This window comes from Mucilaginibacter sp. GW821-FHT07G05, from assembly GCF_059418565.1.
Genome location: NZ_JBWKQC010000007.1, coordinates 1 through 14,060, shown reverse-complemented (window position 1 = coordinate 14,060; position 14,060 = coordinate 1). Strand labels below are relative to the sequence as shown.

General features: G+C 46.0%; 8 protein-coding genes and 1 pseudogene. 7 read left to right on the top strand and 2 right to left on the bottom strand.

Annotated features, from left to right (window positions below; all coding sequences use genetic code 11):
* Nucleotides 1-2: 2 nt before the first annotated feature.
* Genes AC07NA_RS17565 through AC07NA_RS17555 form a run of 3 tightly spaced genes read left to right on the top strand, consistent with a single transcriptional unit; the run spans nucleotide 3 to nucleotide 4,248 of the window.
* Entirely contained in the window at nucleotides 3-1,145 is a 1,143-nt protein-coding gene (locus AC07NA_RS17565; protein WP_494898904.1) for an exo-alpha-sialidase, read from the top strand.
* A gap of 21 nt (nucleotides 1,146-1,166) precedes the next feature.
* On the top strand, nucleotides 1,167-3,419 hold the full coding sequence (locus AC07NA_RS17560) for a GH92 family glycosyl hydrolase (protein WP_494898903.1): 2,253 nt from the start codon (nucleotides 1,167-1,169) through the stop codon (nucleotides 3,417-3,419).
* A gap of 10 nt (nucleotides 3,420-3,429) precedes the next feature.
* Entirely contained in the window at nucleotides 3,430-4,248 is an 819-nt protein-coding gene (locus AC07NA_RS17555) for a hypothetical protein (protein ID WP_494898901.1), read from the top strand.
* 22 nt (nucleotides 4,249-4,270) lie between these two features.
* On the opposite strand, the gene AC07NA_RS17550 is transcribed toward AC07NA_RS17555, so the two are convergent.
* A complete protein-coding gene (locus tag AC07NA_RS17550) occupies nucleotides 4,271-6,565 on the bottom strand; it encodes a family 20 glycosylhydrolase (RefSeq protein WP_494898900.1) in 2,295 nt (764 codons plus the stop codon).
* A gap of 269 nt (nucleotides 6,566-6,834) precedes the next feature.
* On the opposite strand from AC07NA_RS17550, the gene AC07NA_RS17545 reads away from it, so the two are divergent.
* From AC07NA_RS17545 to AC07NA_RS17535, 3 genes and pseudogenes are all read left to right on the top strand, one after another.
* On the top strand, nucleotides 6,835-8,994 hold the full coding sequence (locus AC07NA_RS17545; RefSeq protein WP_494898899.1) for a glycoside hydrolase family 3 N-terminal domain-containing protein: 2,160 nt from the start codon (nucleotides 6,835-6,837) through the stop codon (nucleotides 8,992-8,994).
* 416 nt (nucleotides 8,995-9,410) lie between these two features.
* Nucleotides 9,411-9,596 (top strand): annotated as a pseudogene (locus AC07NA_RS17540) (AAA family ATPase); the annotation flags it as partial.
* A gap of 84 nt (nucleotides 9,597-9,680) precedes the next feature.
* Nucleotides 9,681-10,070 (top strand): AAA family ATPase, encoded by a 390-nt coding sequence (locus tag AC07NA_RS17535; RefSeq protein WP_494899112.1) that lies wholly within the window; start codon nucleotides 9,681-9,683, stop codon nucleotides 10,068-10,070.
* 4 nt (nucleotides 10,071-10,074) lie between these two features.
* Here the strand turns inward: AC07NA_RS17535 and AC07NA_RS17530 are convergent, their stop codons facing one another.
* On the bottom strand, nucleotides 10,075-10,257 hold the full coding sequence (locus AC07NA_RS17530; RefSeq protein WP_494898898.1) for a hypothetical protein: 183 nt from the start codon (nucleotides 10,255-10,257) through the stop codon (nucleotides 10,075-10,077).
* A gap of 283 nt (nucleotides 10,258-10,540) precedes the next feature.
* Here AC07NA_RS17530 and AC07NA_RS17525 point away from each other — a divergent pair, with 283 nt between their 5' ends.
* The gene (locus AC07NA_RS17525; RefSeq protein WP_494898897.1) at nucleotides 10,541-13,423 is read left to right on the top strand and encodes a carboxypeptidase-like regulatory domain-containing protein; all 2,883 of its coding nucleotides are present in this window, start codon (nucleotides 10,541-10,543) and stop codon (nucleotides 13,421-13,423) included.
* Nucleotides 13,424-14,060 lie beyond the last annotated feature (637 nt).

The following is a 14,060-nucleotide window of genomic DNA, read 5'->3' as shown; positions in this document are numbered from 1 at the left end:
ATATGAGAAGTGTTTTTTTAACGGCTTGGTTAGTAACTGCCCTGGCTTTAACAGGCTTTGGTCAGCAGGCTAACATCACCAATAATTACCATAGCGATAACCATATCAAGCGCTTAAATATTGAACGCAGTATGGTGTTTACTCCCGGCGATAGCTGGCTGTATTCGCACCATCAGTCGGTGATCAGGTTTAAGGGGAAGCTTATCGCCCTATGGTCCAACGGAATTAAGGATGAAGATTCTCCCGGGCAGCGGGTAGTATACGCCGTATCTAAAGATTTTAAGCACTGGAGCGCGCCCGCCGTACTGGCCGATCCCTCAAAATACAACGATACACTCAACGTACTTACCGCGGCCGGGCTGTACCAGTATAACGGTACCTTGGTGGCCTACTATGGCGAATACACCAAATATCGCACCCAAACTAAACTGTGGGCAAAAACATCAACCGATGGCGAACATTGGAGCGCGCCTATTGATCTGCACATCCCGGTTATACCCAACCATGGGCCGCAAAAATTAAAGAGCGGCAGGTTGCTCATTTGCGGTAACTTCACGTTTCCTTATACCGATGATCCTTCGGGGATAAGCGGCTGGAAGATGAGCAGCTTTTATCCGCAGAAAATGTATACCGAAGATAACCCCTCAACCTTTTACGCCCCTGCCGAAAAAAGTGGTTATCCGCCCTTGTGCGAGGGTGCTTTCTATCAATCGGCAAATGGGGTAATACACATGCTGCTGCGGGTAACAGGTAAGGGCTGGAAGGGCCGCCTTTGGCTAACCGAAAGTAAAACTAACGGGCAAAGCTGGTCGGCACCAACCGAAACCACGTTTACTGATAACGACAGCAAATTCCATTTCGGGCACCTGGCCGATGGCCGCACGTATTACGTGGGTATCCTCGATACCCTGCACCATTATGATCGTAACCCGCTGGTGTTAAGCATTGCCAGTGATGAAAAAACCTTCAACCACAATTATATCGTTAGCGATGAGTTATATCATCTGAAAAAAGAAGGCTTATGGAAAGGCGGGCAATATGGCTATCCCTTCAGTATAATTGACGGCGCTTATATGTATATTATCATATCGCGCCAAAAAGAATCGGTAGAGTTATTACGTTTTAAAATTGATCAGCTTAAATAATAAGCTTCCAAAAAATATTAAATGAAAAAGTTCTGTTTATTGCTGCTTGCCGCCTGTACTTCGGCAAGTGTGTACAGCCAGGTAGCAACCGGGCTTGCCAAATATGTTGATCCGTTTATTGGTACGGGTTTTCACGGGCATGTGTTTATGGGGGCTAATGTGCCTTTCGGTGCGGTTCAGTTAGGGCCGGCCAACCTTTCCGAAGGGTGGGACTGGTGCTCGGGCTACCATATATCCGATTCAACTATTATCGGCTTCGGCCATACCCACCTAAGCGGTACCGGTATCGGCGACCTGGGCGATATTGTGCTGATGCCTACCACCGGCGACATCAAGGTGTACAAAGGCAGCCTTAACAATATGGAAGCTGGCTACGTATCCAAGTTCAGCCATAAAGATGAAACCGCGTTCCCGGGGTATTATGCCGTAAAATTGCAGCGGTATAATGTAGGGGTTAAGCTTACCGCTACTAAAAGGGTGGGCTTTCACGAATATACCTTCCCTAAAACCGACCAGGCTCACATCGTGATCGATCTGCAACAGGGGATAGGCTGGGATGCGCCTACCGAAACATCGGTACAACAGGTGAACGATACTACCATTACAGGCTATCGCTATTCTAAGGGATGGGCAAAAGATCAGCGTATTTATTTCACCATGATATTATCAAAACCGGTAAAAAACTTCACCGTTTATGATAGCACCGCCCGCGATGGCAAAGCGGTTACCGGCAATAAGGTAAAAGGGGTGGCCACTTTTGCCACTGCCGATAACGAAAAAATATATGTTAAGGTAGGTATATCGCCGGTAAGTATAGCCAATGCCATGCTCAACATTAAAACCGAACTACCCGGCTGGGATTTTAACAAAACAGTTACCGCCGCCAATGCCGATTGGAATAAAGAGTTTAGTAAAGTAGCTGTAAAAACTACCGACGATGTTAAAAAGAAGGTGTTTTACACCGCCATGTACCACACCATGATAGCGCCATCTGTTTTTAACGATGTTAACGGCGAATACTGGGGGACAGATAAGGTGGTACATAAAAATGCAGGTTTTACTAATCTTACCACCTTTTCGTTATGGGATACCTACCGGGCGGCCAATCCTTTGTTTACCGTATTGCAGCCGCAGCGCGTAAACGATATGATTAATACCATGCTGGCCATCTATCAGCAGCAAGGCAAACTACCGGTATGGCATTTAATGGCTAACGAAACCGATTGTATGGTGGGTTACAGCGCCGTACCCATTGTGGTTGACGCGTTTTTAAAGGGCTACAAAGGTTTTGATGCCAAATTAGCCTACGAGGCGGTTAAAGCTACCGCGATGAAAGAGGAGCGTGGCATTAATTACGTAAAAAACTTAGGCTTTATACCTGCCGATAGCACTGCCGAGTCGGTATCGATGGGTTTGGAGTATGCTATTGACGACTGGTGTATTGCGCAAATGGCCAAAAAGCTGGGTAACGTGGCTGATTACAACTACTTCCTGAAAAGGGGGAACAACTATAAAAACTACTTTGATACCAAAACATGTTTCATGCGTGCCCGCTTGTCAAAAACAGCATTTCGCGAACCGTTCGATCCTTTCCAGTCGCGCCATATCCACGGCGATTTTACCGAGGGTAACTCGTGGCAATACACCTGGCTGGTACCACAGGATGTGGAAGGGCTGATAAAATTATTAGGCGGCGATAAAGCATTTGTAACCAAGCTCGATCAGTTTTTTGTAGCCAAGGGCGATATGGGGCCGGAAGCATCTAATGATATTTCGGGTTTGATAGGGCAGTACGCGCATGGTAACGAACCGAGCCACCACATTACCTATATGTACGCCTACGCAGGGCAGCCATGGAAAACCGCCGAAAAGGTACGCGGCATAGTTAAAGATTTTTATACCGATAAAACAGATGGTATAATAGGTAACGAAGATGTTGGGCAGATGTCGGCTTGGTATGTGTTTTCATCGCTGGGTTTTTACCCGGTAAATCCGGCCAACGGCAACTATGTTTTTGGCAGTCCGCTGTTTGATGAGGCTACTATTAGCCTGGCAGATAACAAAAAATTCACGCTGATTGCCCGCAATAACAGCGAGCAAAATAAGTATATTCAAAGCGTAAAATATAACGGCAAACCCTACACAAAAAGCTATATATCACATGCCGACCTGATAAAAGGCGGCACCTTAATTTTTGAAATGGGGCCGAAACCAAGTTTAACATGGGGCGTAAAACCTGCCGACAGGCCTTACTCCGCACCTAAATTTAAATAACTAATTTAAGATGTTTGCACCATCTGCATTGCCCGGGGCAGCCAAACCGGTTTATTATACTTTGCGTGTAGCGGTAGCCATGTGCTTTATAGGGCATGGCGCCTTTGGTATAATTACTAAGGCGGTATGGTGTAATTACTTTGCCGTTTTTGGTATTGATGCTGTTACAGCCTACAAACTGATGCCCCTTGTTGGTGCTGTTGATGTTTTGATGGGCATCAGCATGCTGGTGTACCCTACAAGGGCCATTGCTTTGTGGCTGGTAATATGGGGGCTGTTTACGGCCTCTTTACGCCCGGCATCAGGCGAGCCCTTTGCCGAAATGATTGAGCGCGCGGGCAATTACGGCGCGCCGCTCGCTTTATTGCTTTTGTGCGGTATGCAGGCAAAGTTTAAAACATGGTTTACCTTAATCCAGCCATCCGGTAATGTTGATCTCAATATTAAAAGCACGGTGGGTATCTGCCTGCGGATTGCGGCATTCTTGCTATTATCAGGCCACGGCTGGTTAAACCTGCTGCATAAAAAGGGACTGATAGGGCAATATACCGGTTTGGGTTTTCAGCAGGCCAATACGGTAGCCACAGTAGCAGGTATTACCGAAATTGTTGCGGCTATATTGATATTGATTCGCCCATCGCGTAGTTTACTTTTCGCTTTCCTGATCTGGAAGATTGGTACAGAGCTTTTATACCCCAACCACCTCCTTTTTGAGTGGGTTGAACGCGGCGGAAGTTATGGAACACTGCTTGCCCTGTGGTTTATTTGCGCGCCGGCTATTACGGCACAAAATAAAACAGGGCAAGCAGTGTTAAAGCCTGTTGGCTGATTAAATTACGATCAGCCCGATATTAATGTTTTAACCATGTTGATGGTACATCGGCAGGTGCCGAGCCATCCTTACTGTATTTTAATTTTAACGCGAAACCGCCTCCGCCTTCAATAAAATCAAGCGCTATGGGTTGCAGGCCTTGTTTCAGGGCAACCTGTCCGTCTTTTTCAATAGCCGAGTGCATACCCTCATTATCTACCACTGTGCGGCCTGCAATTTTTAATATGCCGCCATCATCGCAGGTAAGGTAAAAAGTATATATCCCTGTTGACGGCACATCCAGGTACCCGCTATATTTCAGGCCGAAACTTGGCGCGGTAGCTTCGGCAGGTACAATAACACTGTTTACTACATATTGGGCCGCAGGCGTGCCTGTTATTAACGAGCTTTTCTTAAAAAAGGCAGGGAAATAACTGCAGTTTAAACCCGCTGCTACATTGTTGGCGGTAACAGGTTCGGCAAGTGTTTGCTTGTCGTAATTAAGCTCATAAACATCGCTGCGTATGCCCGATGGGGTGATGCCCAGCAAGCGGATATGCTGCGTACGGTTGATGTTTAAAGGTGCTGTTAATTGAGTAGATTTTTGATTGGGCAGGCTGCCATCAAGGGTGTAATATAATTTCAGGCCGGGCAAAGGCTTTTTAACATCAAGCGTAGTTGATTCGGTAAACACATTGTTTTGTACCAATCCCGGAAAATCGGGCACACGGTAATTAACCTTCAATGCCTCTAAAAGCGAATAATGTTTATCCAGCCGTGCAAGGTAGTTATCGTAATCCTGCGTGTTCGTCCACAAGCGTTCTGCCAGCGCGGTAATGCGCGGGAAGATCATGTAGTCGGCACGGTTCTCGGTAGGTATACGTTCGCTCCATGTATTAGCCTGCGCACCTATAATGTTTTGGGCTTCCTGCGCGTTCAACTGGCTTGGCACCGGATTAAAGTGATATACATTATAGATTGAATTTTGATCGGGCTCGTTATCAAAATAAAGCGGGTTACCGGGTGTCATGATCACCTTATTGCCGTTTTTTGCCGCTTTTATAGGCGCGTTTGGCACCCAGCTGCGCCAGTACATCACCATAGCGGTAGGACTTATGCCATCCTCCAAAATCTCATCCCAGCCTATCAGCTTTTTGCCATGCTTGTTAAAGTATTTCTCCATGCGGTTAATGAAATAGCTTTGCAGTTCGGCCGTAGTTTTAATGCCCTCTTTAGCCATCAGCGCTTTGCATGTTTCAGATTCGCCCCAGCTGGTACGGTCAACTTCGTCGCCGCCAATGTGAATGTATTTGCTTGGGAATAGCGCGAAGATCTCATCAAACACATTTTGCGCGAACTCAAAGGTGCTTTCGTTACAAGGGCAGATGGGCGTTGTGAAAAGCTCGCCCCATTTGCTGCCGCCAGCACACGATAAGAAAGGGTAGTTATTAATAGCCGCCATCATGTGCCCCGGCATATCAATCTCCGGGATAATATCGATATGGCGTTTTGCAGCATAGGTAATCACATCTTTCATTTGGGCCTGCGTGTAAAAGCCGCCGTAAAGTTTTTTACCGTTCTTCACTATAATATGCTGCGGATCGATAGCGAAATCGGGGTTGTTCTTTGATTTCTCGATGCAGACCGAATCCTGGTTATTAAAGGTTCGCCATGCCCCCAGTTGGGTAAGCTTAGGGTATTTCTTTATCTCGATGCGCCAACCCTGATCGTCGGTTAAGTGCAGGTGCAGTTTGTTAAATTTATAAAGCGCCAGCAAATCAAGGTAACGTTTAATGTAGGCTATAGAAAAGAAATGCCGCGATACATCAAGATGCATCCCGCGCCATTCGTAAGCAGGCTTATCGCTTATTTTTACCACCGGTAAACTGAACGAAGCAACCGGCGCCGACCCAAAAGGCATCAGTTGGCGCAGGGTCTCAATCCCCCTGAAAATACCTGTTCCGTCTTTAGCTGCAATAGTAATGGCTTGCGGGGTAATGGTTAAGCTGTATGCCTCCGGGTTGGTGATGCCTGCATCAGTAACCAACTTAATGGTGTTTGCCGTGCCTGCCGAAGTTACCTTTAGGCTTTTGCCTGTTTTTTGCAGTATCAAACTATTCAGTAAAGCGGCTTCATTTGCAAACTTGCCTGCGGTGAGGCTGATAGTTGTACTGCCGCTGACCTTGAACGAACCTGTGCCGGTTTGTACCTCCTGCGGGTAGGGGATCAGCGGAAGTTTGGCATCCGTTTGCTGTGCATGCAAAACGGCAGACCATGAGGTTAAAAAGGTTAGTACTAATAGCGCAAAAGCGGGTTTCCATCGGTATGGTATCATGTAATATTATTTCGTTTTTAAATGGATGTTGAATAATGAGGTACATGTTAATAACACTTTTTGTGGTTTAATTGCCTACAGCCATCTCAAATAAATTTACATCATCCGCTAAAAGGAGATAGATGTTCACCTTAATATCAGTCGCTTGTTGTTTTTTACAATGCTGTAGGCAATTATTGCATTTATATTGTCCTGCTATTAAACTGTTGGCATTTGCCATGGTAAACTCACTATATACAGGTTAAGCAACCCTCATGGTTAAATTCTTTATGAAATTACGATCTTCCTTTTTATTTATCGTGTTTGTTTTATTGTTAGGCGCTGATGCGGTTAAAGCGCAGCAAAAGCCCTACTTGAACCCTGCACTACCTATTGATACACGCGTAAACGACCTGATATCAAGGTTAACGCTTGCCGAGAAAGCCTCATTGCTGGGCTACCGCAGCGCGGCAGTACCAAGGCTTAACATACCGGCTTATAACTGGTGGAACGAAGGCTTGCATGGTGTGGCGCGTGCCGGGCAGGCGACGGTATTTCCGCAGGCTATAGCCATGGCTGCCACGTTTAATGATGATTTGCTGAAGGAGGTAGCCAACGTAATATCGACCGAGGCTCGTGCGAAGTATAACCTCGCGTTGGCTAAAGATCAGCATATTCAATATATGGGCTTAACATTTTGGTCGCCCAATATCAATATATTTCGCGACCCACGCTGGGGCCGCGGACAGGAAACCTATGGAGAAGACCCATACTTAACCTCGTTAATGGGTACCGCTTATGTGCAGGGCTTGCAGGGTAACGATCCCAAACACCTTAAAGCCGCCGCCGCTGCCAAACATTTTGTAGCACATAGCGGCCCCGAAGCTACACGCGATTCGTTTGATGCACTTGTAGATGAAAAAGACCTGCGCGAAACCTATCTGTATTCGTTTAAAAAGCTGGTTGATGCCGGTGTTGAATCGGTAATGAGTGCTTATAACCGGGTAAATGGTGTGCCCATTTCAGTAAGTAAAACCTTACTTACCGATGTGTTGCGTAAAGAATGGGGCTTTAAAGGCCATGTGGTGACAGATTGCGGCGCTTTAGATGATGTGTATCTAACCCATAAAACACTCCCTAACAAAGTAGAGGTAGCCGCCGCAGCTATTAAGGCTGGTGTGAATCTCGATTGTTCTTCCATTTTTCAATCGGACATAGAGAACGCCATCAAACAGAAGAAACTGACCGAAAAAGAAGTAAATATCGCATTGGCTACCTTACTGAAAACGCAATTTAAACTCGGCTTTTTTGATGACCCTAAGGCCTCGCCGTTTTACAGCTACGGGGCAGATAGTATCCATAATGATAGTCATGTGAACCTGGCGCGTAAGGTAGCGAGCCAGAGTATGGTGTTGTTAAAAAATGATAATAGTTTGCTACCACTTAAAAAATCCGATTATTCAAGTATCATGGTATTGGGCCCAAATTCAGCTTCGCTGGATGCATTGGTGGCGAGCTATCATGGGGTGAGCAGTAAAATGGTGAATTTTGTAGAGGGCATCACAGCCGCCGTTGGCCCGGCAACAAGGGTTGAATATGATTTAGGCGCGGGCAATAAAGATACCACTCACTTTGGCGGTATATGGGGCGCGGGCAATGCCGATGTTACCATTGCTGTTGTGGGGCTTACCCCGGTACTGGAAGGTGAAGCGGGCGACGCGTTCCTCGCAGAAAATGGCGGCGACAAGAAAAACCTGAGTATCCCCGCGCAGGATATCGCCTTTTTAAAGGCACTGCGCAAAGGAGTTAAAAAGCCGATAATAGCGGTTGTAACCGCAGGCAGCGATGTGGATATTGCTGCCATTGAACCCTATGCCGATGCTATTATACTGGCCTGGTACCCGGGCGAGCAGGGCGGCAACGCTTTGGCTGACATTGTTTTCGGCGATGTTTCGCCATCAGGTCACCTGCCGGTTACGTTCTATAAATCAATTAACGACCTGCCCGACTATAACAGCTACAGCATGAAAAACCGAACCTACCGCTATTTTGGCGGAGAGGTACAGTATCCGTTCGGTTTTGGCTTAAGTTACACCACATTTAAATACGATTGGGGCACTCAACCTGCAAAAAGCTACACCGCTAAAGATACCATTACTATACAGGCAACAATCAGTAATACAGGCAACATAAATGCCGACGAGGTAGTACAGGCTTACATTAAATACCCTTCAATTGACAGGATGCCCTTAAAGGAACTGAAAGGCTTTAAGCGCGTAACCGTTAACAAAAACGGACAACAGGCAGTTGAGTTTAAAATACCCGTGCAGGCACTACAAAAATGGGACTTAAAAACGCATCGCTTTAAAGTATATCTGGGTAACTATAAATTGTTTTTAGGCAGCAATGCCAATGATGAAAAGTTATTGGCCGAGTTTGCAGTGAAGTAGTAAGTCTGCGATCATTGTAGGTATAACCTTCAATTTAGACGGTTGATAGATTGAATACCCTATTGTGTCAACTCACCCCGACATTGCTTCGCTCGTCGCCCCTCCCTCCGCAAGCGGAAAGAAGGGCGACGAGCGTTTTTTATTTCTTCTAACCCTCTTTGCGCTTGCGCAGAGAGGGTGGTCCAGCGAAGCGTAGACCGGGTGAGTTGCCTATACGATTTGCTTTAATGAAAGATATATCTTAACAGCTATTCCGTCATAATTATAAAATAAATCCTTAGTTTTTAGCATTCCACAACTTTGTATGCCCGCCTGTTTGTACTTTTATTCATATGATCTCCAAAGGCGAACTAAAAAACATATTCTTCAAGAAAGAGCATGCCGATCTTGACCGGTACCCTTTTTCATTGCCATTCTTCAGAATCAACAGCGGGCTTAAAATAAACCCGGCTGTAACCTTTTTTGTGGGCGAGAACGGAACCGGCAAATCAACCCTGCTGGAGGCTATTGCGGTGGCATCGGGTTTTAACCCGGAGGGCGGCTCTGTTAATTTCAGCTTTGGTACCAGGCCTTCGCATTCTGTTTTGCACGAATATATCACCACATCAAGGGGAACGCAACGGCACAGCGACGGTTACTTTTTACGGAGCGAAAGCTTTTTTAATGTAGCCACAGAAATTGAGAATATGGATGCCGAGCCGCTGGGGGGCGGCAAGATTATTGACTCGTACGGTGGTCGTTCATTGCACGAGCAATCGCATGGCGAATCTTTCTGGAGTTTGTTCATACACCGTTTTAGCGGGAACGGATTTTATATACTTGATGAGCCCGAGGCAGCGCTTTCCCCATCGCGACAAATGGCTATGCTCATCAAAATGCACGAACTGATAGCCACCGGATCGCAGTTTATCATAGCCACACATTCGCCAATTTTGCTGGCTTACCCTAATGCCCTCATCTATGAATTTAGCGAATTTGGCATGGAACCCCGCCGGTATGAGCAAACCCAGCTGTTTCAATCATACAACGATTTTTTTAGAGATCCTGCTTATGTGGTTAGGGAGTTGTTGAGTTAGGCAACTACGTGCCAAGAGCTAAGATTGTTGCTGCTTCTTTATCTTTGAAACGCTGCTGTTCTTCAATCGGCTTACTTGCTTCCGCATGTCTTCTAAAGAAGTTTTGGGCTGTTTTGAGCTGGCTGTCTCTGCCAGTTTGTTCATCTCGGAGAATGATATCCTGTAATTCATTTTTACTGATCTTCATTTAAGCAATAATCAAATATACAAGTTCTAAACATGTTATCAAAGATAACGACCCGGTATTATCGGTTGCTGTTTTATCAAAAGCGATATTTACAAGAGCTCTAATCACTTTCCCCAATTTTTTTAACATCCCTCCTTAAACCTTATTTCATAACAACAGTCATACCCATACATTTACCAATTATACTTGTACCTAAATACTCTTCCCGAAAAAACAACTTGTTTTGGCATTGCATTAGGTAAAGAATAGCTGATAAACTGTAAACCTGTAAATCACATCTATTATGAAGAACTTAAGCTTATGCCTGGTGCTTGTATTGCTGATACAATCAAAGCTGTCTTTCGGGCAAAATGACAAATCACCCGCTTTGCGCCACCTCATTAGCGTGGTAGAGCGTTATCAAAAACGTTTAACTCCCGAAAAGGTATACATCCATACCGATAAGGCAACTTATTTTATTGGCGACACGATATGGTTTAAAGCCTACACGCTTGATAAACGCGACCTGTCGGCATCAGACAAAAGCCAGCTACTGTATGTAGAGCTTAACGACGATAGCCTGGTAAACGTAAAACGTGTGAGCATTCCACTAAGTTATGGCATTGGCTGGGCACAAATCCCGCTGTCGGTTAAGCAGTTTCATGAAGGTACTTACACCCTGCGCGCCTACACCAACTGGATGCAGAACCTCAGTGAAGATCGCTTTTTTAAACAACGCATTTACATAGGCAAACCCACTGCCGAAACCTGGCAGATACAGGCCAATACCCAATTGGTAGATAAAGCGCCTTTAACAGAGGTGCAGGTGAAAATGAATATTGCCAGGCTCAATAAGCAGCCTGTTACCTCGCAAAGCGTACAAGCCATTGTGATGGAAAAAGATAAGGTTTTAATACGTAAGGACCTGAAAACAACCCCCAATGGCGAACTTGATCTTGCTTTCGATTTAAAAGATAAGGTGCGCAGCGAAAACCTGCGCCTGTATATAGTAAACACCCAAAAAGGCGAACGCGGCCAAACGCAGTCGGTGCCGCTGTTGTTTAACCGGCCGCAAAATATCGATCTGCAATTCTTTCCTGAAGGTGGTAACTGGGTTGCCGGTATCAGTTCAACGGTTGGATTTAAGGCCATAAATGAGGATGGCCGCAGTGCCAATGTCAGCGGTGGTATCTACGACAGTCAAAATAAAAAGGTGAGCGATTTTAAAACTACCCACAACGGCATGGGTACAGTAGAAATGGCACCGGTTGCAGGCGAAACATACACTGCCCGTATAGATGCGCCTAACGGTAATGGTGTAGTTTACCAGTTGCCAAAAGTAAATGCCGAGGGCACGGTAATTCATTTTGAGAACCGCGAAAAAGATGATAGCCTTACCGTTAAGTTTGCCTTTTCGCCCGGCTTAAAAGGCAGGGATAAGTATAGCCTGGTAGGCGAAGCGCGCGATTTTGTAAGCTACTCAGGTATGGTTGAGCCCAAAGATGGCGCGTACAGCATACCTAAAAAGATATTCCCGAGCGGTATTGTACACTTTACCCTTTTTAAAGATACCATCCCGGTAAGCGAAAGAATTGTGTTTATTGATCATAAAGATCAGTTTAAGTTGAACGTAACGGCAGATAAGCCTATTTACGCTACTAAAGACAGCGTGGTACTCAACCTTGCGGTGAACGACAGTAAGGGGAAACCGGTTAAAGAAGGCAGCTTCTCGCTCAGCGTAACTGATGATTCAAAGGTACGTGCCGATACCGCTGGCAATAGCAATATAGCGACAACGCTGCTCCTAACGTCCGATTTGAAAGGGTATGTGGAAGACCCCGCTTATTACTTTAATCCCGGCAATGCCGACCGCCTAAAAGCGCTCGATAACCTGATGCTCACCCAGGGATGGATTGGTTTGAGCTGGAAAGACGTATTTAAAACCACCAAGCCGAAATTCAGGGCCGAGGAGCAATTTGTAATTACAGGTAAGGTGATTAGCGCGTTCAAAAAACCGGTAGAAGGTGCCCAGGTGTTGGTATCGTCAAAAAAACCGGTATTTATAAAACAAACACTTACCGATAAAAAAGGGGTGTACACCTTTAAAGATCTGCCGCTGTTGGATACCTCCTCATTTTTGATAGTGGCCAGCACACCTAAAGGTAAAATGATGCGTTACGGTGAGCTTACGGTTGACAGGTTTGAACCTGCCCCAATACCCGATGAGCTGGTAACACCCATGCAGCCATGGTTTGTAAATACAGATAGCATTACACAACGGGCTGTTAACGCCACCATAGAGAAATTGGGTGATGAAATGCCGAAAAACTCGGGCCAGATACTTAAAGGAGTTACCATTACCGGCAGAAAAGTGATTCCTCATTCCGATAATATCAACGGGGCCGGAAATGCCGATATCGTGTTCGATGAAAAGGATATAAAAGAGGCCGGGGTGATTGATCTGTACGAGTTTTTACAACAGCAGCTACCCGGTTTTAGGGTAGTAATGAAAGATGGTTTCCCGGCTATCATGTTTGATAAATATTATATGGGGATCAAAATAGATAACATTCCGCTATCGCTAAATGTGGATGGCCCTGTACCCACGGTGGCAAGTGTTATAGCGGCGATGAAAGAGCATGCAGTTGATTCTTATATTGGGGTAGAGGTGATGACCAGTCGCAAATTTACACGCATCGGTCCATCAGGTACTTCAATTGGTATTGCATCTTACAGTCCCGATGCGCAAAAAGTAGCGATGGCTGCTAATTCTGTTAAGCCATGGGGTTATAATCGGGAAGAAGGCCGCGACGATTACGTTTTCTGGCGCCTTGCCCGCGCTATAGGGCGCGATCTTGATGCGGGAATTATAGAAATAACCACACGCTTTAAAACCGGGCAATACCGGTATGACTTTGGTCCGCTTAACCGGGTTAAATATCGCCCGATATACACGCTTTACGCCCGTGACTTTTACAGCCCTAAATACACCGTAAAAGACAAACCTACCGAACCCGACCTGCGCACCACCATTTACTGGTCGCCCGACATAGTAACCGACGATAAAGGCAGGGCAAGGGTAGTATTTTACACAGGCGACAAAGCCGGCAAATACTCCGTTATACTACAAGGCGCCGACTTACAGGGCGGCATCGGCTCGCAGTATATGAAATTGAATGTAGAGTAAATAAGCTATTTAGCGTAATACAGCATGGGCGTTGCCTTCGGCCCGTGCTGTACGCTCATACGCGCACAAGGCATTAGGCACAAGGCCGGTATCCGCTACCATCACTAACGCGGGAACCGTATAAAAAACCGTGTCATTGCGAGAATTTTAATTCTTTTTAGACTTTGAAGGTAAAATGACGATGGCTCACACCCTCCACTGTCATGCTGAGGAACGAAGCATCTATCGCAGATAAGCATAGCGAAGAAGATTCTTCACTGCGTGGAATGACAGTTTTTAACACGTCATGGGTAGAAACGAAGCAATCACGTCGTCATCTAAACCGCTCTGTATAGTTCGCGATTGCTTCGTACCTCGCAATGACATTTTGGATAGGGACTCTACCCGTCAGCAAGCAGCTTCGGGCGAAACGGGCAGAACCGTGGAGGCCAAGAGCGCAAAGGCGGGCATAGTGAACTTGTTGCATGTGGGATGGAATAGCGCGGCGAAGCATGGGGCAAAAGTTCCAGCCCGAAGTTCTGACCGATTTGCAGGGTAATGGCCTGTGCGGCATAGAAGCCTTTTGCTGGACAAGGGTTTATTCGCTGTTTGTTTGTTTTTTATAGGTGCTCATGAGATCGCTTCGCTTAGTATGTTA

Coding starts and splice junctions, on each gene's coding strand:
- AC07NA_RS17565 (WP_494898904.1), top strand. CDS start 3: ATGAGAAGTGTTTTTTTAACGGCTTGGTTAGTAACTGCCCTGGCTTTA.
- AC07NA_RS17560 (WP_494898903.1), top strand. CDS start 1,167: ATGAAAAAGTTCTGTTTATTGCTGCTTGCCGCCTGTACTTCGGCAAGT.
- AC07NA_RS17555 (WP_494898901.1), top strand. CDS start 3,430: ATGTTTGCACCATCTGCATTGCCCGGGGCAGCCAAACCGGTTTATTAT.
- AC07NA_RS17550 (WP_494898900.1), bottom strand. CDS start 6,565: ATGATACCATACCGATGGAAACCCGCTTTTGCGCTATTAGTACTAACC.
- AC07NA_RS17545 (WP_494898899.1), top strand. CDS start 6,835: ATGAAATTACGATCTTCCTTTTTATTTATCGTGTTTGTTTTATTGTTA.
- AC07NA_RS17535 (WP_494899112.1), top strand. CDS start 9,681: ATGGATGCCGAGCCGCTGGGGGGCGGCAAGATTATTGACTCGTACGGT.
- AC07NA_RS17530 (WP_494898898.1), bottom strand. CDS start 10,257: ATGAAGATCAGTAAAAATGAATTACAGGATATCATTCTCCGAGATGAA.
- AC07NA_RS17525 (WP_494898897.1), top strand. CDS start 10,541: ATGAAGAACTTAAGCTTATGCCTGGTGCTTGTATTGCTGATACAATCA.